Source organism: Pseudomonas sp. P2S-1, assembly GCF_057197725.1.
In genome coordinates this window covers 3705294-3730595 of sequence record NZ_CM170068.1, presented here as the reverse complement: position 1 = coordinate 3730595, position 25302 = coordinate 3705294, and the positions used below count along the sequence as shown (strand labels likewise).

20 protein-coding genes and 2 tRNA genes are annotated in these 25302 nt (G+C 62.9%); 12 read left to right on the top strand and 10 right to left on the bottom strand.

What is annotated here, in order from left to right; genetic code table 11:
• The first annotated feature begins 29 nt into the window (after window positions 1–29).
• The 12 genes from tpiA to AC2CQI_RS16465 all read left to right on the top strand — a co-directional run bounded on the left by tpiA (window position 30) and on the right by AC2CQI_RS16465 (window position 11069).
• Window positions 30–785 carry a triose-phosphate isomerase gene (gene tpiA / locus AC2CQI_RS16520; RefSeq protein ID WP_484577341.1) on the top strand — a complete coding sequence of 252 codons (756 nt, stop codon included), beginning with the start codon at window positions 30–32 and terminating at the stop codon, window positions 783–785.
• Window positions 786–788: 3 nt separating this feature from the next.
• The gene (gene secG / locus AC2CQI_RS16515; protein ID WP_075803528.1) at window positions 789–1184 is read left to right on the top strand and encodes a preprotein translocase subunit SecG; all 396 of its coding nucleotides are present in this window, start codon (window positions 789–791) and stop codon (window positions 1182–1184) included.
• Between the two features lie 20 nt (window positions 1185–1204).
• A tRNA-Leu gene (locus AC2CQI_RS16510) sits at window positions 1205–1290 on the top strand.
• A gap of 96 nt (window positions 1291–1386) precedes the next feature.
• Window positions 1387–1463: transfer RNA gene (locus tag AC2CQI_RS16505), tRNA-Met, on the top strand.
• A 129-nt stretch (window positions 1464–1592) separates the two neighbouring features.
• Window positions 1593–2051: a ribosome maturation factor RimP gene (rimP, locus tag AC2CQI_RS16500; RefSeq protein WP_009404298.1), complete on the top strand. Its 459-nt coding sequence runs from the start codon at window positions 1593–1595 to the stop codon at window positions 2049–2051.
• Between the two features lie 58 nt (window positions 2052–2109).
• Window positions 2110–3591, top strand: a complete 1482-nt coding sequence (gene nusA / locus AC2CQI_RS16495; RefSeq protein WP_075803527.1) for a transcription termination factor NusA — start codon at window positions 2110–2112, stop codon at window positions 3589–3591.
• A gap of 26 nt (window positions 3592–3617) precedes the next feature.
• Window positions 3618–6131 (top strand): translation initiation factor IF-2, encoded by a 2514-nt coding sequence (infB, locus tag AC2CQI_RS16490; protein WP_075803526.1) that lies wholly within the window; start codon window positions 3618–3620, stop codon window positions 6129–6131.
• Between the two features lie 122 nt (window positions 6132–6253).
• Window positions 6254–6655 carry a 30S ribosome-binding factor RbfA gene (gene rbfA / locus AC2CQI_RS16485; protein WP_075803525.1) on the top strand — a complete coding sequence of 134 codons (402 nt, stop codon included), beginning with the start codon at window positions 6254–6256 and terminating at the stop codon, window positions 6653–6655.
• A 3-nt stretch (window positions 6656–6658) separates the two neighbouring features.
• Complete coding sequence (truB, locus tag AC2CQI_RS16480) at window positions 6659–7576, top strand: tRNA pseudouridine(55) synthase TruB (protein ID WP_075803524.1); 918 nt, start codon at window positions 6659–6661, stop codon at window positions 7574–7576.
• Window positions 7577–7723: 147 nt separating this feature from the next.
• The gene (gene rpsO, locus AC2CQI_RS16475; RefSeq protein WP_009404303.1) at window positions 7724–7993 is read left to right on the top strand and encodes a 30S ribosomal protein S15; all 270 of its coding nucleotides are present in this window, start codon (window positions 7724–7726) and stop codon (window positions 7991–7993) included.
• A 253-nt stretch (window positions 7994–8246) separates the two neighbouring features.
• The gene (gene pnp, locus AC2CQI_RS16470) at window positions 8247–10352 is read left to right on the top strand and encodes a polyribonucleotide nucleotidyltransferase (protein WP_075803523.1); all 2106 of its coding nucleotides are present in this window, start codon (window positions 8247–8249) and stop codon (window positions 10350–10352) included.
• 366 nt (window positions 10353–10718) lie between these two features.
• On the top strand, window positions 10719–11069 hold the full coding sequence (locus AC2CQI_RS16465; RefSeq protein ID WP_075803522.1) for a BON domain-containing protein: 351 nt from the start codon (window positions 10719–10721) through the stop codon (window positions 11067–11069).
• 107 nt (window positions 11070–11176) lie between these two features.
• On the opposite strand, the gene AC2CQI_RS16460 is transcribed toward AC2CQI_RS16465, so the two are convergent.
• The 10 genes from AC2CQI_RS16460 to AC2CQI_RS16415 form a co-directional block, all read right to left on the bottom strand.
• Window positions 11177–14104, bottom strand: a complete 2928-nt coding sequence (locus AC2CQI_RS16460; RefSeq protein WP_484577340.1) for a DUF748 domain-containing protein — start codon at window positions 14102–14104, stop codon at window positions 11177–11179.
• 97 nt (window positions 14105–14201) lie between these two features.
• Window positions 14202–15221 carry a class I SAM-dependent rRNA methyltransferase gene (locus AC2CQI_RS16455; protein ID WP_484577339.1) on the bottom strand — a complete coding sequence of 340 codons (1020 nt, stop codon included), beginning with the start codon at window positions 15219–15221 and terminating at the stop codon, window positions 14202–14204.
• Between the two features lie 79 nt (window positions 15222–15300).
• The gene (locus AC2CQI_RS16450; protein WP_484577338.1) at window positions 15301–16479 is read right to left on the bottom strand and encodes an acetyl-CoA C-acetyltransferase; all 1179 of its coding nucleotides are present in this window, start codon (window positions 16477–16479) and stop codon (window positions 15301–15303) included.
• A 208-nt stretch (window positions 16480–16687) separates the two neighbouring features.
• Complete coding sequence (locus AC2CQI_RS16445; RefSeq protein ID WP_075803518.1) at window positions 16688–17560, bottom strand: oxygenase MpaB family protein; 873 nt, start codon at window positions 17558–17560, stop codon at window positions 16688–16690.
• Between the two features lie 59 nt (window positions 17561–17619).
• Window positions 17620–19554 (bottom strand): acetate--CoA ligase, encoded by a 1935-nt coding sequence (acs, locus tag AC2CQI_RS16440; protein WP_484577337.1) that lies wholly within the window; start codon window positions 19552–19554, stop codon window positions 17620–17622.
• Between the two features lie 132 nt (window positions 19555–19686).
• A complete protein-coding gene (pgi, locus tag AC2CQI_RS16435; protein ID WP_484577336.1) occupies window positions 19687–21351 on the bottom strand; it encodes a glucose-6-phosphate isomerase in 1665 nt (554 codons plus the stop codon).
• Between the two features lie 165 nt (window positions 21352–21516).
• A complete protein-coding gene (panC, locus tag AC2CQI_RS16430) occupies window positions 21517–22374 on the bottom strand; it encodes a pantoate--beta-alanine ligase (protein ID WP_075803515.1) in 858 nt (285 codons plus the stop codon).
• A complete protein-coding gene (panB, locus tag AC2CQI_RS16425; protein ID WP_484577335.1) occupies window positions 22371–23171 on the bottom strand; it encodes a 3-methyl-2-oxobutanoate hydroxymethyltransferase in 801 nt (266 codons plus the stop codon). The genes panC and panB overlap by 4 nt, the downstream gene beginning before the upstream one ends.
• A gap of 214 nt (window positions 23172–23385) precedes the next feature.
• Window positions 23386–23865 (bottom strand): 2-amino-4-hydroxy-6-hydroxymethyldihydropteridine diphosphokinase, encoded by a 480-nt coding sequence (folK, locus tag AC2CQI_RS16420; protein WP_484577334.1) that lies wholly within the window; start codon window positions 23863–23865, stop codon window positions 23386–23388.
• Window positions 23862–25250 (bottom strand): polynucleotide adenylyltransferase PcnB, encoded by a 1389-nt coding sequence (locus AC2CQI_RS16415; protein WP_484577333.1) that lies wholly within the window; start codon window positions 25248–25250, stop codon window positions 23862–23864. The genes folK and AC2CQI_RS16415 overlap by 4 nt, the downstream gene beginning before the upstream one ends.
• Window positions 25251–25302: the final 52 nt, after the last annotated feature.

Here is a 25302-nt window from a genome sequence, read left to right as displayed (position 1 = left end):
TGCGCCCACTTTGACCCACGAGGTAAAGCATGCGTCGCCCAATGGTAGCTGGTAACTGGAAAATGCACGGTACCCGCGCCAGCGTCGCTGAGCTGATCAAGGGCTTGAGCAATCAGGTCCTGCCGAGCGGGGTTGATGTCGCGGTGTTCCCACCGAGTCTGTTCATCAACCAGGTGATCGACGGCCTTGAAGGCAAGTCGATCGCGGTGGGTGCACAGAACTCCGCGGTGGAGCCTCAGCAAGGGGCTCTGACCGGAGAGGTGGCAGCGAGTCAGTTGGTCGATGCCGGTTGCAAGCTGGTGTTGATCGGTCACTCGGAGCGACGTCAGATTTTGGGCGAGCAAGACTCGACCTTGATCCAGAAGTTTGCAGCGGCACAGTCCTGTGGCTTGAAGCCTGTGTTCTGTGTAGGGGAAACCCTCGAAGAGCGCGAAGCGAACAAAACGCTCGAAGTAGTAGGGCGTCAGTTGGACGGCATCATCGACCAACTGGGTATATCTGCCTTTGCAGATGCGATTATCGCTTATGAGCCTGTATGGGCCATCGGCACCGGCCTTACGGCCACTCCGCAACAAGCGCAGGATGTGCATAAAGCCATTCGCGAGCAGTTGGCGGCGAAGGATCCAGAAGTTGCGCAGAATGTGCCTCTTCTATACGGCGGCAGCGTGAAGGCGGCCAATGCGGCTGAGCTGTTCGGCATGCCGGATATCGATGGGGGCCTGATTGGTGGGGCTTCCCTGAACGCAGACGAATTCGGTGCAATTTGTCGCGCCGCAGGAAACTGAAAAATGCTGGAAACAGTTATTGTCGTTCTTCATCTGTTGGGCGCACTGGGTTTGGTAGTGCTGGTTCTGCTGCAACAGGGTAAAGGTGCGGAAGCGGGTGCATCTTTCGGCGCAGGTGCTTCAAATACTGTGTTCGGAAGCCAAGGTTCTGCTACCTTTCTGAGTAAGTTTACTGCTATACTAGCTGCCTCTTTCTTCTTAACTGCTCTTGGGTTAGGATACTTTGCTAAGGAGAAAGCTCACCAGCTGACTCAAGTAGGGTTGCCAGATCCAGCAGTGTTGGAAGTGCAGCAAACCAAACCGGCAACAGATGATGTACCGGTGCTCCAGGGGCAGCAACAACAGAAGAACGAAGCTGGTAACAACAGCGATGTTCCTCAAGCTCCAGAGCAGAAGTAACGGGTTTCAAAAGTAGTATTGCCGAGGTGGTGGAATTGGTAGACACGCAACCTTGAGGTGGTTGTGCCCATAGGGTGTAGGGGTTCGAGTCCCCTTCTCGGTACCAATTGAAGCATGGGAGCCCGCGTCAGCGGGCTTTCTTGCAGGTGGAGGTTGATTGACCCTCCCAGGGTTCGGTCGTATACTTTCGCCCCAGCTTTGTCGCGGGGTGGAGCAGTCTGGTAGCTCGTCGGGCTCATAACCCGAAGGTCGTTGGTTCAAATCCAGCCCCCGCAACCAGTTTTAGCGGAGCCCCTTTTCAGGGGCTTTTTGTTAGCTAAACAGTTCTCAGGCGCCATATTCCACGGCGCATTTCACGATGGGCGCTTGCCCATTTTTTATTTGCACAGCATGCACGAGGGGGTTCAGGTGTCGAGCAAGCTAGAACAGTTGCAGGCCTTGTTGGCCCCGGTAGTCGAAGCGCTTGGCTATCAATGCTGGGGGATCGAGTTCATTTCCCAGGGCAAGCATTCGGTACTGCGTATCTATATCGACAAAGAGGACGGCATCCTGGTGGATGACTGCGAAGTCGTCAGTCGCCAGGTCAGCGGTATTCTGGACGTTGAAGATCCCATCAGCACCGAATACACCCTGGAAGTCTCCTCCCCTGGCATGGACCGCCCACTGTTCACCCTTGAACAGTTCGCTTCGCATGCCGGTGAACAAGTGAAGATCAAGCTGCGTACGCCCTTCGAAGGTCGTCGTAACTTTCAGGGCCTGATCCGTGGTGTGGAGGAGCAGGACGTCGTGGTCCAGGTGGACAATCACGAGTTCCTGCTGCCGATCGACTCGATCGACAAGGCCAACATTATTCCCAGTTTTGACTGAGACATGCCGGAGCCGCGGTTGACGCGGTTCCAATGGCTTGCGAAAGGCGAGGCGTACGATGAGCAAAGAAGTACTGCTGGTTGTTGAGTCGGTATCCAATGAAAAGGGTGTACCGGCGGGCGTGATTTTCGAAGCGCTGGAAGTGGCCCTGGCCACTGCAACCAAAAAACGTTTTGAAGACGAAGTGGACCTGCGTGTGGAAATCAACCGCCACACCGGTAACTACGAGACCTTCCGCCGCTGGACCGTGGTCGAGGACGAAGACCTGGATGACCCGGCGATCGAGCTGGCCGTGGACCAGGCCCAGGCCAGGAAGCCGGGCGCGGTCGCTGGCGAGATCATCGAAGAGAAGATCGAGTCCATCGAGTTCGGTCGCATCGCTGCCCAGACTGCCAAGCAAGTCATCGTGCAGAAGGTTCGCGAAGCCGAGCGCGCACAGGTGGTCGACGCTTACCGCGAACGTCTGGGCGAGATCATCTCCGGCACCGTGAAGAAAGTCACCCGCGACAACGTCATCGTTGACCTGGGTAACAACGCCGAAGCGCTGCTGGCTCGCGAAGACATCATCTCCCGCGAGACCTTCCGTGTCGGCGTGCGCGTTCGCGCGCTGCTCAAGGAGATCCGCACCGAGAACCGCGGTCCGCAACTGATCCTGTCGCGTACTGCGCCACAGATGCTGATCGAACTGTTCCGCATCGAAGTGCCGGAAATCGCCGAAGGCCTGATCGAAGTGATGGCCGCGTCCCGTGACCCGGGTTCCCGCGCCAAGATCGCCGTCCGTTCCAAGGACAAGCGTATCGACCCGCAGGGCGCCTGCATCGGCATGCGCGGTTCGCGCGTCCAGGCCGTTTCCGGCGAACTGGGTGGCGAGCGTGTCGACATCGTCCTGTGGGACGACAACCCGGCGCAGTTCGTCATCAACGCCATGTCGCCGGCCGAAGTGGCCGCGATCATCGTTGACGAAGATGCCCACGCGATGGACATCGCCGTAGCGGCCGACAACCTGGCCCAGGCCATCGGTCGTGGTGGTCAGAACGTTCGCCTGGCGAGCCAACTGACCGGCTGGACCCTCAACGTGATGACCGAATCGGACATCCAGGCCAAGCAGCAAGCCGAAACCGGCGACATCCTGCGCAACTTCATCGAAGAGCTGGAAGTCGACGAAGAACTGGCCCAGGTGCTGGTCGACGAGGGCTTTACCAGCCTCGAAGAAATTGCCTACGTACCGCTGGAAGAAATGCTCAACATCGATGGCTTCGACGAGGAAATCGTCAACGAGCTTCGCGCTCGGGCCAAGGACCGCCTGTTGACCAAAGCCATCGCTACCGAGGAAAAACTGGCAGACGCCCACCCGGCCGAAGACCTGCTCTCCCTCGAGGGCATGGACGACGACCTGGCAGCGGAACTGGCGGTGCGCGGCGTGGTTAACCGCGAAGACCTGGCCGAGCAGTCGATTGATGACCTGCTCGACATCGACGGCATCGACGAAGAGCGTGCCGGCAAGTTGATCATGGCCGCCCGAGCGCATTGGTTCGAGTAAGCAGGCTGGCCTGAGGAGAGAAGTGCATGACGCAAGTCACGGTGAAAGAATTGGCCCAAGAGGTCGCTGCACCGGTAGAGCGCCTGCTGCAGCAGATGCGTGAGGCAGGTCTGCCGCACACCGACGCCGGTCAGCTGGTGAGCGATAGTGAAAAGCAGGCTCTGCTGACCCATTTGAAAAGCAGCCACAAGGCGAAAGTGGAAGAGCCGCGCAAGATTACCTTGCAGCGCAAGACCACCAGCACCCTGCGTGTTGCCGGCAGCAAGAGCATCAGCGTAGAAGTACGCAAGAAGAAGGTTTTCGTTCAGCGCAGCCCGGAAGAAATCCAGGCCGAGCAGAAGCGTGAGCTGGAAGAGCGCCGCGCGGTAGAAAACGCTGCCCGCGAGAAGTCCGAAGCCGAAGCGCGCCAGCGTGCCGACGAAGAAGCGCGTCGTCAGGCCGCTGTCGAGAAGGCTGCGGCACCTGCTTCGGCGGCCCAGCCAGCTGCTCCGGCGCCTGCCCCGGCTGCCGTAGAGCCTGCTGCTGCTCCGGCTCCGGCTGCCGATCGCAAGAAAGACGATGCCCGTCGCAACGACCGTGCCCGTGACGACGACCGTCGCGGTGGCGAGCGTCGCAACGAAGCGCCGCGCGTTTCGGTCAAGGTCAAGGAGAAAGAGAAAGCTCCGACCCCACGGGCTGCCCCACGTACCACTGACGAGGAAAGCGATGGCTTCCGTCGTGGCGGTCGCGGCAAGGCCAAGCCGAAGAAGCGCAACGCCCATGGTTTCCAGAACCCGACCGGTCCGGTTATCCGCGACGTGACCATCGGCGAGACCATTACCGTTTCCGAACTGGCGCAACAGATGTCGGTCAAGGCCGCTGAAGTCGTCAAGTTCATGTTCAAGCTGGGCACTCCGGTGACCATCAACCAGGTGCTCGACCAGGAGACCGCTCAACTGGTCGCCGAAGAGCTGGGTCACAAGGTCACCCTGATCAGCGACACCGCCCTGGAAGATTCCCTGGCCGAATCGCTGAAGTTCGAAGGCGAGAGCGTTTCCCGTGCGCCGGTCGTGACCGTCATGGGCCACGTCGACCACGGCAAGACCTCGCTGCTCGACTACATCCGTCGTGCCAAGGTTGCTGCTGGCGAGGCCGGTGGTATCACCCAGCACATCGGTGCCTACCACGTGGAAACCGACCGCGGCATGGTCACCTTCCTCGACACCCCGGGCCACGCCGCGTTTACCGCCATGCGTGCCCGTGGTGCCAAGGCCACCGACATCGTGATCCTGGTGGTTGCGGCGGACGACGGCGTGATGCCGCAGACCGTCGAAGCCGTCCAGCACGCCAAGGCTGCCGGCGTACCGCTGGTGGTTGCGGTGAACAAGATCGACAAGCCGGGTGCCGACCTCGATCGCATCCGCAACGAACTGTCGGTCCACGGCGTGACCTCCGAGGACTGGGGTGGCGACACTCCGTTCGTCAAGGTTTCGGCGAAGATGGGTACCGGTGTCGACGAACTGCTCGAAGCCGTTCTGCTGCAGGCCGAGATCCTCGAGCTCAAGGCAATGCCTACCGCTCCGGGTCGTGGTGTCGTGGTCGAATCGCGTCTGGACAAGGGCCGCGGCCCGGTCGCTACCGTGCTGGTTCAGGACGGTACCCTGCGTCAGGGCGACATGGTCCTCTGCGGTTCCAACTACGGCCGCGTCCGCGCCATGCTCGACGAAAACGGCAAGCCTGTTAAGGAAGCCGGTCCGTCGATCCCGGTCGAGATCCTCGGCCTGGACGGCACTCCGGATGCCGGTGACGAACTGAGCGTTGTGGCTGACGAGAAGAAAGCCCGTGAAGTCGCCCTGTTCCGTCAAGGCAAGTTCCGCGAAGTCAAACTGGCTCGCGCACATGCCGGCAAGCTGGAAAACATCTTCGAAAGCATGGGCCAGGAAGAGAAGAAGACCCTCAACATCGTCCTCAAGGCCGACGTTCGTGGTTCTCTCGAGGCTCTGCAAGGCTCCCTCGGTGGCCTGGGCAACGACGAAGTACAGGTTCGCGTGGTCGCCGGCGGTGTCGGTGGTATCACCGAGAGCGACGCCAACCTGGCGCTGGCTTCGAATGCGGTCCTGTTCGGCTTCAACGTGCGTGCCGACGCCGGTGCACGGAAGATCGTCGAGCAGGAAGGTCTGGATATGCGTTACTACAACGTGATCTACGACATCATCGAAGACGTCAAGAAGGCCCTGACCGGCATGCTCGGCAGCGATGTTCGCGAGAACATCCTGGGTGTCGCCGAAGTGCGTGACGTGTTCCGTTCGCCGAAGTTCGGCGCCATCGCCGGTTGCATGGTCGTGGAAGGTACGGTCTACCGTAACCGCCCGATCCGCGTACTGCGCGAAGACGTGGTTATCTTCGAAGGCGAGCTGGAATCGCTGCGTCGCTTCAAGGACGATGCCTCCGAAGTCCGTAACGGCATGGAGTGCGGTATTGGCGTCAAGAGCTACAACGACGTCAAGATCGGCGACAAGATCGAGGTCTTCGAGAAAGTCCAGGTGGCTCGTACGCTCTGATGCGCGAGCTTGGAAGCGCCAGGCAGGTGGCCGCAAGGCCCCGCTGGAGGCTCTGAACGCAACGCCCGGTCAGGCTTTATGCCTGGCCGGGCGTTTGCCGCTTTAGTTACAGGTAGCAAGACATGGCAAAAGAATATAGCCGTACCCAACGCATCGGCGATCAGATGCAGCGCGAGCTGGCCCAGCTGATCCGTCGTGAAGTGAAAGACCCGCGTGTCGGCCTGGTGACCATCACCGCCGTCGACGTCAGCCGCGATGTTGGCCATGCCAAGGTGTTCATCACCGTCATGGGCCAGGAAGGCGACGATGCGATCCAGCAAAGCCTCAAGGTCCTGAACGCTGCCGCCGGTTTCCTGCGCATGCAGCTGGGCCGCGAAATGAAGCTGCGCAGCGTGCCGCAACTGCATTTCCACTACGACGAGAGCGTCAGCCGCGGTGCCCACCTGTCGGCCCTGATCGAGCGTGCCGTTGCCGAGGACAGCCTGCACCAGAGCGCCGACGCTCCGGACAGCGACAAGGAGTAACCGGTGGCCCAGGTCAAACGCATCCGCCGTAACGTCAGCGGCATCATCCTGCTCGACAAGCCGCTGGGGTTCACCTCCAACGCCGCGCTGCAGAAAGTCCGCTGGCTGCTTAATGCCGAGAAGGCCGGGCACACCGGCAGCCTCGACCCGCTGGCCAGTGGCGTGCTGCCGTTGTGCTTCGGCGAAGCCACCAAGTTCTCCCAGTACCTGCTCGATTCCGACAAGGGCTACGAGACGGTCATGCAGTTGGGCCAGACCACCAGCACCGCGGATGCCGAAGGCGAAGTCCTGCGCACCCGCGACGTGACCGTTGGTCGCGCGGACATTGAAGCGGTTCTGCCACAATTCCGTGGTGAAATCAGCCAGATACCGCCGATGTACTCGGCCCTCAAGCGTGATGGCCAGCCGCTGTACAAACTGGCCCGTGCAGGGGAAGTAGTGGAGCGTGAAGCGCGTTCTGTTACTATTACCCGCCTGGAACTGCTGGAGTGCGAAGGCACCCGGGTTCGCCTGTCGGTCGGTTGCAGCAAAGGCACCTACATCCGCACCCTGGTCGAGGATATCGGCGAGGTTCTGGGCTGTGGCGCTTATGTCGCAGAACTGCGCCGGACCCAGGCCGGACCGTTCGAGCTGGCCCAGACCGTGACCCTCGAGGAACTCGAGGCAGCACACGCCGAAGGTGGCAACGAAGCGATCGACCGCTTCCTGATGCCGTCCGACAGCGGTCTGCAGGACTGGCCCCTGCTGCAGTTCTCCGAGCACAGTGCTTTCTACTGGCTGCATGGTCAGCCGGTACGTTCGCCGGACGCGCCGAAATTCGGCATGGTCCGCGTTCAGGATCACAACGGTCGTTTCATCGGAATCGGTGAAGTGAGCGAAGACGGGCGCATCGCGCCGCGTCGACTGATTCGGTCGGAATGACCGAAACCGTCAGTGCAGGGCTCCGGCCCGGTATTGGTGGAGACGAGGGTGGCTGTCAACAGGCACGGTCACATCTCATTTTTTAATACAGGGTTTGTCCCTGGCCTGTTGGAAGCCCTCGGGTTTCCGTTTATTGGAGAAAGCCAAATGGCACTCAGCGTTGAAGAAAAAGCCCAGATCGTTGCCGACTATCAGCAAGCCGCCGGCGACACCGGTAGCCCGGAAGTGCAGGTTGCCCTGCTGACCGCCAACATCAACAAGCTGCAAGGCCACTTCAAGGCCAATGGCAAAGACCACCACTCCCGTCGTGGTCTGATCCGCATGGTTAACCAGCGTCGCAAGCTGCTGGACTACCTGAAGGGCAAAGACACCACCCGTTACAGCGCCCTGATCGGTCGTCTGGGTCTGCGTCGCTAATAGCGGCCCGACCAGTGGTGTGCGCGGCGTGCTGCGGTCGTCAGCCGGGGGCTTCGGTTCCTCGGCAGGCGAACGCACCCCGCGTATCCGAGAGGTTGGTTGGCTGTTTCGCCGGAGCGCTTTGCGCGATGGCGGGGCAGGCTTCCAACCTCTAGTTTTATCTGGACGGTCGATGGGGCCGATTCCCCGTGCTGCCCAAGAATTCGCAAGAAACCAGTTCCCCCAAGTGCAACTGAAGAGAAGGTAGGAAACCGTGAACCCGGTAATCAAGAAATTCCAGTTCGGTCAATCGACCGTAACCCTCGAAACGGGCCGTATCGCCCGTCAGGCGTCCGGTGCCGTTCTGGTCACCGTCGACAATGATGTCACCGTGCTGGTCACCGTCGTCGGTGCCAAGCAGGCTGATCCGGGCAAGGGTTTCTTCCCGCTGTCCGTCCACTACCAGGAAAAGACCTACGCTGCCGGCAAGATCCCTGGCGGCTTCTTCAAGCGTGAAGGCCGTCCTTCCGAGAAAGAGACCCTGACCTCGCGCCTGATCGACCGTCCGATCCGTCCGCTGTTCCCGGAAGGCTTCATGAATGAAGTGCAGGTTGTCTGCACCGTCGTTTCCACCAGCAAGAAGACCGATCCGGACATCGCTGCGATGATCGGTACCTCGGCTGCCCTGGCTGTCTCCGGCATTCCGTTCGAAGGCCCGATCGGCGCCGCCCGCGTTGCGTTCCATGAAAGCACCGGCTACCTGCTGAACCCGACCTACGAGCAACTGGCTGCCTCCAGCCTGGACATGGTCGTGGCCGGTACTTCCGACGCCGTACTGATGGTTGAATCGGAAGCCAAAGAGCTGACCGAAGACCAGATGCTGGGCGCCGTGCTGTTCGCCCACGACGAATTCCAGGCCGTGATCCAGGCCGTCAAGGAATTCGCCGCCGAAGCTGCCAAGCCGACCTGGGACTGGAAACCAGCGGTTGCCAACACCGAACTGCTGAACGCCGTTCGCGCTGAATTCGGCGAAGCCGTTTCCCAGGGCTACACCATCACCGTCAAGGCCGACCGCTACGCTCGCCTGGGCGAGCTGCGCGACCAGGCGGTTGCCAAGTTCTCCGGCGAAGAAGGCCAGCCAAGCGCTGGTGAAGTGAAGGACATCTTCGGCGAGATCGAATACCGCACCGTTCGCGAAAACATCGTCAACGGCAAGCCACGTATCGACGGCCGCGACACCAAGACCGTTCGCCCGCTGAACATCGAAGTCGGTGTCCTGCCGAAGACCCACGGTTCCGCACTGTTCACCCGTGGCGAGACCCAGGCCCTAGTCGTTGCGACCCTGGGTACTGCCCGTGACGCACAGTTGCTGGACACCTTGGAAGGCGAGAAGAAAGACCCCTTCATGCTGCACTACAACTTCCCTCCGTTCTCGGTGGGCGAGTGTGGTCGCATGGGCGGTGCTGGCCGTCGCGAAATCGGTCACGGCCGTCTGGCCCGTCGTTCGGTCCAGGCCATGCTGCCGGCCGCTGACGAATTCCCGTACACCATCCGCGTCGTATCGGAAATCACCGAATCCAACGGTTCCAGCTCCATGGCTTCGGTCTGCGGTGCTTCCCTGGCCCTGATGGACGCCGGTGTACCGATGAAGGCGCCGGTTGCCGGTATCGCCATGGGTCTGGTCAAGGAAGGCGAGAAGTTCGCCATCCTGACCGACATCCTGGGTGACGAAGACCACCTGGGCGACATGGACTTCAAGGTGGCCGGTACTGCCAAGGGCGTTACCGCGCTGCAGATGGACATCAAGATCAACGGCATCACCGAAGAGATCATGGAAATCGCCCTGGGCCAGGCCCTGGAAGCGCGCCTGAACATCCTCGGCCAGATGAACCAGATCATCGGTCAGTCCCGTAGCGAACTGTCGGAAAACGCTCCGACCATGATCGCCATGAAGATCGACACCGACAAGATCCGTGACGTCATCGGTAAAGGCGGCGCGACCATCCGTGCCATCTGCGAAGAAACCAAGGCTTCGATCGATATCGAAGACGACGGCTCGATCAAGATCTTCGGTGAAACCAAGGACGCCGCTGAAGCTGCTCGCCAGCGCGTACTGAGCATCACCGCCGAGGCCGAGATCGGCAAGATCTACGTCGGCAAGGTAGAGCGCATCGTCGACTTCGGCGCGTTCGTCAACATCCTGCCGGGCAAGGACGGTCTGGTGCACATCTCGATGCTCAGCGATGCTCGCGTCGAGAAAGTCACTGACGTGCTGAAGGAAGGCCAGGAAGTCGAAGTACTGGTACTGGACGTGGACAACCGCGGCCGTATCAAGCTGTCGATCAAGGACGTTGCTGCTGCCAAGGCATCGGGCGTCTGAGTCCTCGCGACTTGAGCTGAAAGAAAGGGTCCTTCGGGGCCCTTTTTTTATGCAGTCTGAAAGCTTGCACCGACCCTGTGGGAGCTGGCTTGCCAGCGATGGCGTCGGTGAATTCACTACCGCTATCGCTGGCAAGCCAGCTCCCACAGGTTGCGCGGCGCGCTTTCGAACAACTTGCATCTTGCAAGCGAAACGGCAGCCCACTTTGCAAATTGCACGATCCTGCAAATCACATGAATTCGTAAGCTACTGTTTTTAAAGGATTTTATTTGGGTGAAAAACTGGCACAGCCCCTGCAATAACCCAAGTACACCTGCCGCCAGGACATGTCGGCGCAGGACCTTTCGAAAAACAGGAGTGTCTCGTATGAAGAAGTTCGCTATCGCTGCTGCCACCGCTGCTGCCCTGACCATGACTCTGGGCAACGTCGCCTTCGCTCAACAGTCCACCCAGGCTCCGATGATGCTCGCAGCCGGTGAAGTGACCAAAGCCAAGGAAGCCACTTCCGACACCTGGATCACCACCAAGGTCAAAGCGGACCTGGTCACCGAGAAAGGCATTCCAGGTACCGACATCAAGGTCGAGACCAACAAGGGCGTGGTATCCCTGTCCTCCGACGTAGCCGTGAGCGAGTCGCAGAAAGACATGGCCGTTGCCATCGCCAAGAAAATCAAAGGCGTCCAGGCCGTATCGGCTGATGGCCTGAAAACCAACTAAGGATTGTTCCGCTCGCTGACCCTGACGGTTCATGCGACAGCCCAAACGGATTTGGGCGCCCCGAGCCCCGGCCATGTGCCGGGGCTCATCTTTTTACGGTCAGGACATTACTCGGCGTCGAGGTGCATCGGGGTGATGACCCGGCCATCGGACTCGGCCTGGCCGAGGGTGGCATCGATGAAGTAGACGCGATCGTCCTCCAGCTTGCCCTTGTCCACCAGGTAATCCTTGATGCTGCTGGCCCTGGCCTGGCCCAGTTGGCGTAGCAGCACGCTGCTTTCCGCCCAGGTCTTGAGCACCGCGTCGCGCATATTGCCGATGCGCTGCTTGGTATCGAGTTGTTCCCACTCTTTCGGCGGCTGCTGCTTCAGGCGAGTGCGATAGATGCCTTCGAGCATGGCCGGCTTGTCGTCTTCCGGCACCTGCAGCAGGGAGGCCTGCGCCGGCACCTTGTCGCCGCGGCGCTGAAGCATCTTGTAGTAGGTGCTCTGGTATTCCCGTTCCAGCCGTTGCCCGGCAATCAGCGGGCCGTCGCTGCTCTGGGCGCTGGTGCCTTCGATTTCCAGGCGCAGGGTCGGGCGTTTTGCCAAGGCGGCGGCGAGCTTGTCGAGGGAGCCTTGCGCGTCCGCAGTGAGGTCGCTGGAGCCGGGGGCGAAGGCGACGGTGCCAAGGTCCTCGGAGCCACCGCCGGCAATCAGGCCTCCGATCATCTTGAACGGCGCCTGTACCGCACGCAGCACCAGGTTGCGCAGGGTCTGCCAGACGATCGGCATGACGCTGAACTGCGGGTTGTTGAGGTCACCCGTGACCGGCAGCTCGATGGAGATCTTGCCCTCGGTGTCCTTGAGCAGGGCGATCGCCAGGCGCACCGGCAGGTCCACGGCATCCGGGCTGTCGACTTTCTCGCCCAGTTGCAGCTGCTCCACCACCACCTTGTTCTCGGCCTTGAGCTGGCCGTTGGTGATCAGGTAATGCAGGTCGAGATTGAGCCGGCCCTTGCGGATGCGATAACCGGCGAACTTGCCGGAATAGGGGGTCAGGGTGGTCAGCTCGACGCGCTTGAAGCTGGTGGCGATATCCAGGCTGGCCAGCGGGTTGAACGGGTTGAGCGCGCCCTTGATGGTCACTGGCGCGTAGCGGTCGACCTTGCCCTTCACATCGACCTTGGCCGGAATCGGCTGACGGTTGTCGATGGTGCCGATCTGGCCGTTGAGCTGCTGCACGGCGGTGGCGAAGTTCGGCGTCAGGCTGAAGTCGGCGAAGTTGGCCGAGCCGTCGTTGATGTTGATCTGGCCGATGCGAATGCCCATGGGCTTCTCACTGCTGGCAGCGGCCTTGGCCTGGGGCTTGGCGCTCTTGTCGGCGGGCTGGGGGATCAGCAGGTCATCGACGTTGGTGGTGCGGTCCTCGTTGATCATGAAGCGCGCGTAAGGCTGTTGCAGATCGACCCGGGCAATGCTCAGCGCGTCGCCGTGGCGGTAGTCGATACCGCTCAGGTCGAGCTGCTGCCATTTGACGAAGTCCCGGTCCTTGATGGTGTCGAGGGTATGCAACTGGTTGACCCGGGCCTTGCCGGCGATGCTGAAAGCCAGCGGCTCGGTGCTTTGCAGATCGACGTCGAGGTCACTGCCGAGCATGCCGCTGCGCAGTTCGAGGCGGATGAACGGGCTGATATAGGCCTGGGCGACCCGCAGGTCGATATCCTGGGTGCTGACCTTCAGCTTCGCCTTGACCGGGGCCAGGTTGACCTCGCCGGAGGCCTGCAGCTTGCCCTGCTTGCCGATACCGCTGTCCAGTTTGAGGGTGAAGGGCGATTTGTTCAGGCTGTCGAAGTTCTGCAGGTCGGCGTTCAACGGACCGACATCCAGGGTGACCGGCTCCTTCTGGGTACGGTCGGCCAGGTGCACCTGATAGTTACGGACCTGGGTGTGTTTCAGCAGCACTTGCCATGGCTTGCTTTCCACGGCCTGTTCTTTCGGCGTGGGCTCGGCAGTAGCGGGTTCGGCCTTCTGCTTTTCCGTGGCCTTGGGCGGCTGGCTGGCGAACAGCTTTTGCCAGTCCAGTTGCCCGTCGGCCTCCACTGCAGCCCAGGTTTCCAGCTGTTCGCTGCGGACCTTGCCGACGGTGACCAATTGCTTGGCCAGGTCGATGGACGTCTCGCTGACATCCAGCTTGGCCAGGCGCACCAGCGGTCGGCCATCCGGTGCCTTGATGGCGAAGGCGGAAACGCTCAGCGCAGTGTTTTCCAGCAACAGCTCGGTCTGCTTGCCGAGGCTGAAGGTGTAGTCGCTTTGCAGGTTGTAGGTGCCGTCCTCCAGCACCAGCGGCACGGCGTCACGGACGTAGGGCCAGAAAGCCTTCATCTTGGCGTCGCTGACCTTCAGCGAGCCCTTGGAAGCGATCGGCGACAGGCTGAAGGTGCCTTTCCAGTCGATCTGCCCGCCGTGGGGGCCGGTGGCCAGGAGGGTCATGTCGGTGTTGTCGTCGGGCAGGGTGCTGAGTTTCTTCAGCTCCAGGTTCATGTCGTCGTAGAGGAACTCGATCGGTTCGCTGGGGCGGGCGTCTTCGAAATGCACATAGCCACCGGCCAGCTTGATGCTGTCGATGCGCAGGGGGAAAGGATCGCTGGCCGGTTCTTCGGGCTTGGGCTCGCTGGGCGGCAGCGTGAACAGGTTGGCCAGGTTGAGCTGGCCATCCTTGGCGAACAGCACTTCAGTGCGCGGCTTGACCAGTTCGACCTGCTCCAGGTGCAGGGCCTTGGTCCACAGGCTGTCCACCTGCAGGTTGGCGTAGAGCTTCTCGAAGCCGATCTGTTCCTTGCCGGGCTCGCCGATCTGCAGGCCCCACAGGGTCAGTTCCAGGCTGAACGGGTTGAGTTCGATGCGTTGCAGATGCGCGGGCACGCTGGCGTACTGTGCCAGTTGCTGATTGGCAATTCGAAGGGCAACGCCAGGAAGGATGAAAAAGCCGAGAAGGCTGTACAGGGCCAGGGCAACCAGCAAAGCGCCGAGGGCGCGTTTCAATCCTTTGGGCATGTGCGGCATCTGCGTGAAGAGCGGGACGCTTAGAGTATGGCAGGTAAATGGAGTTCCGAAGGCTGTCGGAGCGCTCCGACAGCCTCGCCAGGCCGTTTTACTTGAGGTGCAGGACCAGGGTTTTCAGCGGCGGTCGGCCGTCCTGGGAAGGGAAGTCGGCAGCCGGAGAGATCACCTGCCATTCGCGCACCGGGCGCCCGGCTTTTTCCGCGCAGCGCAGGACCAGTTCGCGCCAGTCGTCCATATCGACCTTGGCCAGGTTGTTGTTGCAGATCAGCACGCCGTCCTCGGCCGTGGCCAGCAGCGCCGGCTTGAGCAGGCTCTGGTAGTCGCGCAGCAGATCGACGGTGCCGAAGGCGCTCTTGGCCCAGGCCGGCGGGTCGAGGAACACCAGGTCGTACTGGCGCCCTTGCAGGCGCGGATAGGACGGCAGCTTCTGCCCGCGGCGCTGGCTGATCGGCAGGCCGGCCAGTTGGCGGATCGCCGGGAAGTAGTCGGACTGGACGAATTGCATGGTGGGCAGTTGTGGATTGAGCGCACCGTTCTCGCGGCCGACGGCCAGGTTGCCCTCGGCGAAGTCGAGGTTGCACACCTCCCGCGCACCACCTGCCGCCGCAGCAAGGCCGACGCCGCAGGTGTAGGCGAACAGGTTCAGCACACTTTTGCCGGCACTGTGCTGCTTGACCCAGCCGCGGGCATTGCGCAGGTCGAGGAACAGCAGTGGATCCTGACCGGCATGGCGCCCACGTACCCGGTAGTTCAGGCCCCACTCGTGCCCGATCATATCCACCAGGGCCTCGTCGCTGGCCTGGTACACCGCGTCATGCCGGTCGACCCGGCTGTTGCCACGGGAACGGTCGTTGTAGACCAGGTGCAGCGGCAGGCCGAGAAACCCTTCGATGGTCGCGTGCAGGTCCAGCAGATCATCCCGCTCTACTGCCTGGTGAAAGCTCTGCACCAGCAACTGCGGGCCATAGCGGTCGGCGGTGAGGCCGGGCGCGCCTTCCTGGCTGCCATGGAACAGGCGATAGCAATCGGTGCCCTGGGCATGCAGTTCGGCGAGCAGGGATTGACGGTGGTCGAGGGCGGCGCGCAGCGCCTGATTCAAGGAGGACATGCACGTGGCCTTGGTTGCGGGCGTGCAGTTTACCAGTTGGTGTAGCAGGGAGGAGCCAGGCTGGCTCCTCCCGTATCGATCAGCGCTCGATCGCCAGGGCCACGCCCTGACCGCCGCCGATGCACAGGGTGGCGAGACCCTTCTTCGCATCGCGCTTGATCATTTCATGCAGCAGGGTCACCAGTACGCGGCAGCCGGAAGCGCCGATCGGGTGGCCGATGGCGATGGCACCGCCATTGACGTTGACCTTCGAGGCGTCCCACTGCAGCTCCTTGCCTACCGACAGGGCCTGGGCGGCGAAGGCTTCGTTGGCTTCGATCAGGTCGAGCTGGTCGAGGGTCCAGCCGGCTTTTTCCAGGCAGCGACGGGTGGCGCCGACCGGGCCGATGCCCATGATCGCCGGATCGACACCAGCGTTGGCGTAGGCCTTGATCCGTGCCAATACCGGCAGTTTCAGTTGCTCGGCCTTGGCCGCGCTCATCAGCAGCACGGCGGCGGCGCCGTCGTTGAGCGAGGAGGCGTTGCCGGCGGTGACGCTGCCGTCCTTCTTGAACGCCGGCTTGAGCTTGCCCAAGGACTCGGCGGTGGTGCCGGCGCGGGGTTGTTCATCGGTAGCGAAGGCGACAGGATCGCCCTTGCGCTGCGGAATCAGGATCGGGGTGATTTCATCGACGAAGCGCCCGCCCTCGATGGCAGCGGCGGCTTTCTGCTGGGAGGCAGCGGCGAAAGCGTCCTGTTCTGCGCGGCTGATGCCGTATTTCTCCACCAGGTTCTCGGCGGTGATGCCCATGTGGTAGTCGTTGAAGGCATCCCAGAGGCCGTCGCTGATCATGCTGTCGATCAGGCTGGCGTGGCCCATGCGCAGGCCGGTACGGGCGCCGGGCATGACGTAGTTGGCCAGGCTCATGTTCTCCTGGCCGCCGGCGATGATGACGTCGGCGTCGCCGCAGCGGATCGCCTGGGTGGCCAGGTGCAGGGCCTTGAGGCCGGAGCCGCAGACCTTGTTCAGGGTCATGGCGGGCACGGCGTGGGGCAGGCCGGCCTTGATCGCAGCCTGGCGGGCGGGGTTCTGGCCGGCGCCGGCGGTCAGTACCTGGCCGAGGATGACTTCGTCGACCTGCGCGCCGTCCAGGCCGGTCTGGGCCAGCAACCGGCGGATCACGGCGGCGCCGAGATCGACCGCGGGAATGTTCGCCAGCGCGCCCTGGAAGCTGCCGACCGCGGTGCGGGTGGCGGCAACGATTACGACATCTTGCATGCTCTAGTCCTCTGTATTGTTCGATTTGACGTTGAGTCTGCGGTGGGCTCGCGCATAGTCGCACAGATGGGCAGGTCGGGGCAGTGTGGTGATGCTCATGGCCTCATCGCTGGCAAGCCAGCTCCCACAGTGTTCGCGTCGAACATAAACCCTGTGGTCAACACAAAACCCTGTGGGAGCTGGCTTGCCAGCGATGAGGCCATCAAAGTCACTGCAGACCCATCCGCCGCCGCGCCCGATGCACCGAGCCATCGCGCATCGCCCAGCGCAACACCGGCCCGACCACCGTATTCATGCCCAGATCGACCACCCCTTGCTTCACCGGCCCCAACCTCAACCCCAACATGTCACCGGCCCACTCCGGTAGCAGCCCGATCCCCGCCTGCATCATCAGGCGCCCCACCGGCCGGGCGATCCGGCTCGGCGCCGGGGCGTCCAGCAGCACCCGCACCACCTCCCGGCTGCGCTCATCGCAAACCAGTTGCGGCCGCACCCTGCGCAGATAATCCGCCACTTCCTGCCGCGACCGCGGTACATCCCGCGCGCCAAGCCGCTCGGCGATCAGGGCGATCTCGCTGTAGTAGAGGTCCTGCGCCGCATCGGTCATGTGGGGATTGCGGTAACGCAGGTGCGCCGCGAGGAAGCTGCGTACTTCGGCGACATGCACCCAGGTCAGCAGGTCGGGATCGCTGGCGGCGTAGGGCGTGCCGTCGGCGGCGTGGCCGACTACCTGCAGGTGGATGGCCCTGACCCTTTCGATCAGCCACTCGGCATCCCGGGTGGCGCCGAAGGTGGTGCCGGAAATGAACTGGCTGGTACGGCGCAGGCGGCCAAGCATGTCTTCGCGGAAATTGGAGTGGTCCCAGACCCCGGCCAGGGCCAGCGGGTGGAGCATTTGCAGGAGCAGGGCGCTGATGCCGCCGACCAGCATGCTGGAGAAGTCGCCGTGCACCTGCCAACTGAGGCTGCGAGGGCCGAACAGGCCGGGGTCGCCCTTGGGGTTTTCCAGGTCGAGCTGGCCGAGGGACAGGCCGGTGAGGCTGAGAAGCTGGGTTTCGATGCGGCGGCGTAGGGCTTCCATGAATACCTTTGGGCTCAGGTCACTGGGACCGCTTTGCGGTCCCAAAAGTAGCCGGTATATCAGGTATTCAAGCGCTTATCGATCAGCCCTTGAACAACGCCGGGATCCGCCAGCGTCGAGGTATCCCCCAGGTTCTCCAGCTCGTTGCAGGCAATCTTGCGCAGGATCCGCCGCATGATCTTCCCCGAGCGGGTCTTGGGCAGCGCCGGTGCCCACTGGATCAGCTCAGGCTTGGCAAAACTGCCGATCTCCTTGCTCACCAGGGCCAGCAGTTCCTTCTTCAACGCCTCGTCCGGCTCGACCCCGTTCATCGGTGTGACAAAGGCATAGATCCCCTGGCCCTTGAGGTCATGGGGATAACCCACTACCGCCGCCTCGGCGATGCTGTCATGCAGCACCAGCGCGCTCTCGACCTCGGCAGTGCCGATGCGGTGCCCGGACACATTGATCACGTCGTCGATCCGCCCGGTTATCCACAGGTCGCCCTGTTCGTCGCGACGGGCGCCGTCACCGGTGAAGTAATATCCGGGAAAGGGTTTGAAATAGGTGTCGATCATTCGCTGATGATCGCCGTACACACTGCGGATCTGTGCCGGCCAACTGGCCTTGATCGCCAGCAAGCCGGCGCCGGGGCCCTCGATCAACTGGCCTTTTTCGTCCAGCAGGACCGGCTGCACACCGAACATCGGCCGCGTCGCGCAGCCGGGCTTGATATGCCGGTTGCTGATCAATGGGGTGAGCATGATCCCGCCGGTTTCGGTCTGCCACCAGGTATCGACGATGGGGCAGCGCTGCTCGCCCACCGCATTGAAATACCACTCCCAGGCTTCCGGGTTGATCGGCTCGCCAACACTGCCGAGCAAGCGCAGGCTCTTGCGCGAGGTACTGTTCAGCGGCCCCTCGCCTTCACGCATCAGGGCACGCAGGGCGGTGGGCGCGGTATAGAAGATATTCACCTGGTGCTTGTCCACCACCTGCCAGAAGCGCGAGGCGTCCGGGTAGTTCGGCACGCCTTCGAACATCAGGCTGGTGGCGCCATTGGCCAGCGGGCCGTAGACGATGTAACTGTGCCCGGTGACCCAGCCGACATCGGCACTGCACCAGAACACCTCGCCGTCGCGGTAATCGAACACCACCTTGAAGGTCATCGCCGCCTGCAGCAGGTAACCGGCAGTGGTGTGCAGCACGCCCTTGGGTTTGCCGGTGCTGCCGGAGGTGTAGAGGATGAACAGCGGGTCCTCGGCGTCCATCGGCTCCGGCGGGCAGTCATCGCTGGCCTGGGCCGTGGCTTCGTGGTACCAGAGGTCCCGCCCATCGTTCCACTCCACCGCGCCGCCGGTTCGCCGCACCACCACCACGCTGCCGACATTCGGGCAACTGGCCAGGGCCTTGTCGACGTTCTGCTTGAGGGCGATGGTCTTGCCACCGCGCACGCCTTCGTCGGCAGTGATCACGGTGCGGCAGTCAGCGTCGAGGATACGGTCGCGCAGGGCGTCAGGAGAGAAGCCGCCGAATACGACGGAGTGGATTGCGCCAATCCGCGCGCAGGCGAGCATGGCGAAGGCCGCTTCCGGGATCATCGGCATGTAGATGCACACCCGGTCGCCTTTCGTCACCCCGCGCTGCTTGAGCACATTGGCCAGGCGGCAGACCTGCTGGTGCACCTGGCGGTAGGTGAGGGTGGCGGAGCGGGCGGGATCGTCGCCTTCCCAGATGAACGCCGGCTGGTCGCCGCGCTGTTCCAGGTGACGGTCGAGGCAGTTGTAGCTGACGTTGAGCCTGGCGTTCTTGAACCAGATGGCCTTGCCGCTGCGGATATCGCAATCCTGTATCACGCTCCACGGACTGATCCAGTCCAGGCGGCGCGCCTGTTCGGTCCAGAATTGCTCGGGTTGTTCGATGGATTGGCGGTAAAGGCGATCGTAGTCGCCCTGGCTCAGTTCGGCGGCACGGCTGACGGCATCGGCTTGGGGGAATTGACTGATATCGAACATGGGCACGACCTGTCCTGTTGTTATGGGACGGCGTTGCCTTCAGCGAAGACGCAAGGAAGCCTTTCGAAGGCAGCCGGGGTCAGGACAGTGTAGCCGCTGCCCCCGGCCATGCCCGGGGGCAGCGACCGGGGGTCAACCGCGGTGACGGCCGCGGAAGTAGTTGATCAGGCCCTGGGTCGAGGCGTCTTCGGCCGGCTCTTCGATGCCGCCGGTCAGACGCTGGTAGACGCCCTTGCCGAGCTCCTTGCCCAGTTCCACGCCCCACTGGTCGAAGGCGTTGATGCCCCAGACCACGCTCTGCACGAAGACCTTGTGCTCGTACATCGCCACCAGCGCGCCGAGACGCCGCGGGCTGATGCGCTCGACCACCAGGGTGTTGCTCGGGCGGTTGCCCGGGATCACCTTGTGCGGTGCCAGCTTCTGCACGTCGGCTTCGCTCATGCCCTTGTCGCGCAGCTCGGCTTCGGCCTCGGCGCGGGTCTTGCCGAGCATCAGCGCCTGGCTCTGCGACAGGCAGTTGGCGTACAGCCACTGGTGATGGTCGGCGACCGGGTTGAAGCTCACCACCGGGACGATGAAGTCGGCCGGGATCAGTTGGGTGCCCTGGTGCAGCAACTGGTGATAGGCGTGCTGGCCATTGCAGCCGACGCCGCCCCAGATCACCGGACCGGTGTCATGGTTGACCGGCGTGCCGTCCTGGCGCACGTGCTTGCCGTTGGACTCCATGTCCAGCTGTTGCAGGTGCTTGGTGATGTTGCGCAGGTAATGGTCGTACGGCAGGATCGCGTGGCTTTGCGCGCCCCAGAAATTGCCGTACCAGACGCCGAGCAGGGCCAGCAATACCGGCATGTTCTGCTCGAACGGGGCGGTCTGGAAATGCTGGTCCATTGTGTAGGCACCGGACAGCAGTTCCTTGAAGTTGGCGGTGCCGATGGCCAGGGCGATCGGCAAACCGATGGCCGACCACAGCGAATAACGCCCGCCGACCCAGTCCCACATCGGGAAGATGTTCTCTTCGCGGATGCCGAAGGCGACGGCGGCCGCCTTGTTGCTGGAAACGGCGATGAAATGACGGTACAGCTCGGCTTCCGAGCCACCCTGGGCCAGGTACCAGGCGCGGGCGGCCTGGGCGTTCTTCAGGGTTTCCAGGGTGTTGAAGGATTTCGAGGAAACGATGAACAGTGTGGTTTCGGCACGCAGCTTGGCCGACAGCTCATGGAACTCGCTGCCGTCGATGTTCGCCAGGTAATGGCAGCGCACGCCGCGCTGGGCGTAGGGCAGCAGGGCCTCGGAAACCAGCTCCGGACCGAGGAAGGAGCCGCCGATACCGATGTTGACCACGTCGGTGATCGGCTTCTCGCTGTAGCCGCGCCACAGCCCGTCATGGATCTTGCCGACCAGCTCGGTGACCTGGTTGAGCACCTTGTGGACGTCCGGCATCACGTTGACGCCATTGACGCTGAGTTTGTCGCCCACCGGCCGGCGCAGGGCGGTGTGCAGCGCCGGGCGGCCTTCGGAGGCGTTGACGATTTCGCCGGCGAACAGCGCCTGGATCGCGTCTTTCAGGCCGACGTCATTGGCTAGGCCGACCAGCTTGTCGCGGGTTTCGGCATTGATCAGGTTTTTCGAGTAGTCGAGGAACAGGCCGCAACTGCTCAGGGAAAACTGGTTGAAGCGCTGCGGGTCGGCATTGAAAGCCTCGCGCATGCTGAAATCCTGCATGGCTTCGCGGTGTTGCTGGAGTGCCTGCCAGGCTGGCAGAGCGGTGACATCATGAGGAGTACGGTAATACGCCATCGCTGCAGGGTTCCTTGATTGCTTGACTGCCTTGGACACGGAGAACGTGTAGCCGTTACCGGCCCGTCGCGGATTATTTCGCGGCGGGCCGGTAAAAGCCATTGAGATATGTCATTTCGCTACAACCTGCGCCCCGGGCGGGTTGGTCCGGGGCATCCCGAGAGCTTAGCCGGCGTCGAGATCGAGGTGCAGGTTATCGATCAGGCGGGTCGGGCCGAGGTAGGCGGCGACCAGGATCACCAGATCGCGGTCGGTATCCAGGGCCGGGCGCAGGTTGAGTGCCTGGCGGACTTCCAGGTAGTCGGGCTTGAGGCCGGCGGCGACCAGCGTCTGCTGGCCCTCGGCGATCAGCGCCGGGAAGTCGCGGCGGCCCTGGCGGATGCCATCGGCCAGTGTGCTCAGGGTGCGATAGACCACGGGTGCGGTAGCCCGCTGCTCGGCATCCAGGTAGCCATTGCGCGACGACAGGGCCAGGCCGTCCTCGGCGCGTACCGTCGGCTCGCCGATGATCTGGATCGGCATGTTCAGGTCGCGAACCATGGCGCGGATCACCGCCAGTTGCTGGAAATCCTTTTGGCCGAACACCGCGATATCCGGCTGGACCATGTTGAACAGCTTGCTGACCACGGTCGCTACGCCTTCGAAGTGCCCGGGACGGCTGGCGCCGCAGAGGCCTTCGGAGAGCTGCGGGACGCTGACCCGGGTCTGCACGCCCATGCCGTCCGGGTACATCTCTTCGACGGTCGGGGCGAACAGCAGGTTGCAGCCGGCTTCGAGGAGTTTTTCCTGGTCGGCGGCGAGGGTTCGCGGGTACTTGTCGAGGTCTTCGCTGGGCCCGAACTGCAGCGGGTTGACGAAGATGCTGGCGACCACGAAGTCGGCGCGCTGGGCCGCCTTGGTCACCAATGCGGCGTGACCGCTGTGCAGGTTGCCCATGGTCGGCACGAAGGCGATGCGCTTGCCTTCGCCGCGGGCACGGGCGACGGCGGCGCGCAGTTCGAGGACGGTCTTGACGGTGTTCATGCGCTGAACCCGTGTTCGCTGCCTGGGAAACTGACGTCCTTGACCGCCTGGACGTAGGCCTGGAAGGCGCTCTGGATATCCGGCTGGCCCGCCATGAAGTTCTTCACGAACTTCGGTGCGCGGCCGCTCAGGGACAGGCCGAGCATATCGTGCATGACCAGGACCTGGCCGTCGGTGGCGCTGCCGGCGCCGATGCCGATCACCGGGATGCTCACCGCCTGGGTGATTTCCGCAGCCAGCTCGCTCGGCACGCATTCCAGCAGGAGCATGGCGGCGCCGGCCTGTTCCAGGGCGATGGCGTCGGCGCGCATCTGCCGGGCCTGGTTTTCCTGACGACCCTGGACCTTGTAGCCACCGAGGATATTCACCGCTTGCGGGGTCAGGCCCAGGTGCATGCACACCGGCACACCGCGGTCGGCCAGCTGGCGCACGGTCTCGCCGAGCCAGGCCGCGCCTTCGAGCTTGACCATGTGCGCACCGGCGCGCATCAGCTCGGCGCAGTTGGCGAAGGCCTGCTCGGGGGTGGCGTAGGCCATGAACGGCAGGTCGGCGAGGATCAGCGCGCCTTCGTTGCCGCGCTTGACGCTGGCGACGTGGTAGGCCATGTCGGCATTGGTCACCGGCAGGGTGCTGTCGTGGCCCTGCAGGACCATCCCCAGGGAGTCGCCAACCAGCAGGATCTCGACGCCGGCACGGGCGGCGGCCTGGGCGAAGGTCGCGTCGTAGCAGGTCAGCATGGCGATTTTTTCCCCCTTGGCCTTGAGGGCCTGCAGGGTGGTCAGGGTTACGTCTGGCATGAAAAGCGATCCTCGTTCAGGCGCTGTGAAAACCACTGGAACGGCACATCATCGAGTGTGGTGTTTGGGGTCAATCCGTTCCCGGCCTTTGTAGACGGCACGGTCGTGCCACGGGACGCCTATAGTCGTGAGCGCGCGGGGGGAAGTCAATTACCGTGTTACCGCATTGTTACGTCGGAACTGTTACGGGCGTTACCGCTGGGGGAACGCCCGGCTACAGGCGTTCGAGGCCGACGAACGGGCAGGCTGCCAGCAGTTCTGCGAGAGGGCGCTGGTCCGCCAGACGGAAGTCTTCCGGCACCAGTTCAGCAAGGGGATACAGCACGAACGGACGGGCATGCATGTGGTAATGCGGGACTTTCAGACGCGGCTCGTCAATCACCTGATCGGCATAAAGCAGGATATCCAGATCAAGCGTCCGCGGCCCCCAGCGTTCCTTGCGCTCGCGACCCTGGTCAGCCTCGATGCCTTGCAGGGCATCGAGCAGGTCGAGTGGCTCGAGATCGGTATCCAGCGCGGCCACCGCGTTGGTATAGCGTGGCTGGCCGGGAGACAGCGAGTCACTGGCATAGAACGACGATACACCGGCCAACTGCGTCCCCGGCAACTGCGCCAGCGCCTCGAGGGCGCTGCGCAGTTGTGCGTCCGGGTTGGCCAGGTTGCTGCCCAGGCCGATGTAGGCGCGCTGGCTCATTCGCCAGCGCCACCGTCGGCACGCCGGCGCTTGCTCGGGCTGCGCTTGCGTTTGCGCGGGCCGGCACCGGTGCCTTCGTCACGACCACCAAGGTCGCGGATCATGTCGCGGCGCTCGCTTTCGTTGCATTCCTGGTAGTCGGTCCACCACTGGCCGAGGTCATCGGTGTCCTCGCCGGCGCTTTCGCGCAGCAGGAGGAAGTCGTAGCCGGCACGGAAACGCGGGTTGTCGAGGAGCAGGTCGGCGCGTTTGCCGCTACGCCGTGGCAGGCGTTCCTGCATGTCCCAGATCTCGCGGATCGGCAGGGTGAAGCGCTTCGGAATGGCAATGCGCTGGCACTGTTCGAAGATCAGCTGGTGGGCCGCTTCGTTCATCGCCGGGATCGGCGGCATGCCGCGGCTCTGCAGGTGCAGGGCGCGCGCCGGCAAGGCTGGCCAGAGCAGGGCGGCGAAGAGGAACGCCGGAGTGACCGGCTTGCCCTGGCGCACCCGCAGGTCAGTGTTGATCAGCGCGTTGCTGATCAGGGTGTGGGTGTAGGTCGGCTGCTCTTCGAGGGCCTCGGCACTGGCCGGGAACAGCGGATCGAACAGTTGCAGGTCGACCAGCATCTCGAAGGTGTCGGCGGCATGCCCGGACAGGAACAGCTTCAGCGACTCCTCGAACAAGCGCGCCGCCGGGATTTCCCGCAGCATCGGCGCCAGCTCGCGGATCGGCAGCACGGTGTGCTTCTCGATCCCGAAGTTGAGCTTGGCGGCGAAGCGCACGGCCCGCAGCATGCGCACCGGGTCTTCCTGGTAACGCTGGGTCGGATCGCCGATCAGGCGGATCAGGCGGTTGCGCACGTCGTGCACGCCGTTGGCGTAGTCGAGGATGCGCTCGCTGACCGGATCGTAGTACAGGGCGTTGATCGTGAAATCGCGGCGCTGGGCGTCGTCTTCCAGGGTGCCGTAGACGTTGTCACGCAGGATCCGTCCGCTTTCGTTGCGGGACGACTGGTGACTGTTTTCCTCTTCGTCATCTGGATGATTGGCACGGAAGGTCGCGACTTCGATGATCTCGCGGCCGAAATGCACGTGGACCAGCTTGAAGCGCCGGCCGATGATTCGCGCATTGCGGAACTCCGCGCGGATCTGCTCCGGCGTGGCACTGGTGGCGACATCGAAGTCCTTGGGCGTGATGCCCAGCAGCAGGTCGCGCACGCAGCCACCGACCAGGTAGGCCTGGTAACCGGCGCCTTGCAGGCGCTCGACGATATTCACCGCATGGCGGCTGAATTGATGGCGCTGCAGCGAGTGCTGCGAATGAGTGATCACCTCGGGCGTGGTGCGCTTGTGGTGCTGGACGCGCGCCGGGGGACGGAAAGACTGGAACAGCTTCTTCAGCATGGGATGCACTGTTTGAAGGAATTTTCGGCCAGAAACGAAGAATGGCCGCATG

Bases quoted from the DNA above. Each gene is read 5' to 3' on its own strand.
- tpiA (WP_484577341.1), top strand. From the start codon at position 30: ATGCGTCGCCCAATGGTAGCTGGTAACTGGAAAATGCACGGTACCCGC.
- secG (WP_075803528.1), top strand. From the start codon at position 789: ATGCTGGAAACAGTTATTGTCGTTCTTCATCTGTTGGGCGCACTGGGT.
- nusA (WP_075803527.1), top strand. From the start codon at position 2,110: ATGAGCAAAGAAGTACTGCTGGTTGTTGAGTCGGTATCCAATGAAAAG.
- infB (WP_075803526.1), top strand. From the start codon at position 3,618: ATGACGCAAGTCACGGTGAAAGAATTGGCCCAAGAGGTCGCTGCACCG.
- rbfA (WP_075803525.1), top strand. From the start codon at position 6,254: ATGGCAAAAGAATATAGCCGTACCCAACGCATCGGCGATCAGATGCAG.
- rpsO (WP_009404303.1), top strand. From the start codon at position 7,724: ATGGCACTCAGCGTTGAAGAAAAAGCCCAGATCGTTGCCGACTATCAG.
- AC2CQI_RS16465 (WP_075803522.1), top strand. From the start codon at position 10,719: ATGAAGAAGTTCGCTATCGCTGCTGCCACCGCTGCTGCCCTGACCATG.
- AC2CQI_RS16460 (WP_484577340.1), bottom strand. From the start codon at position 14,104: ATGCCCAAAGGATTGAAACGCGCCCTCGGCGCTTTGCTGGTTGCCCTG.
- AC2CQI_RS16455 (WP_484577339.1), bottom strand. From the start codon at position 15,221: ATGTCCTCCTTGAATCAGGCGCTGCGCGCCGCCCTCGACCACCGTCAA.
- AC2CQI_RS16450 (WP_484577338.1), bottom strand. From the start codon at position 16,479: ATGCAAGATGTCGTAATCGTTGCCGCCACCCGCACCGCGGTCGGCAGC.
- AC2CQI_RS16445 (WP_075803518.1), bottom strand. From the start codon at position 17,560: ATGGAAGCCCTACGCCGCCGCATCGAAACCCAGCTTCTCAGCCTCACC.
- acs (WP_484577337.1), bottom strand. From the start codon at position 19,554: ATGTTCGATATCAGTCAATTCCCCCAAGCCGATGCCGTCAGCCGTGCC.
- pgi (WP_484577336.1), bottom strand. From the start codon at position 21,351: ATGGCGTATTACCGTACTCCTCATGATGTCACCGCTCTGCCAGCCTGG.
- panC (WP_075803515.1), bottom strand. From the start codon at position 22,374: ATGAACACCGTCAAGACCGTCCTCGAACTGCGCGCCGCCGTCGCCCGT.
- panB (WP_484577335.1), bottom strand. From the start codon at position 23,171: ATGCCAGACGTAACCCTGACCACCCTGCAGGCCCTCAAGGCCAAGGGG.
- folK (WP_484577334.1), bottom strand. From the start codon at position 23,865: ATGAGCCAGCGCGCCTACATCGGCCTGGGCAGCAACCTGGCCAACCCG.
- AC2CQI_RS16415 (WP_484577333.1), bottom strand. From the start codon at position 25,250: ATGCTGAAGAAGCTGTTCCAGTCTTTCCGTCCCCCGGCGCGCGTCCAG.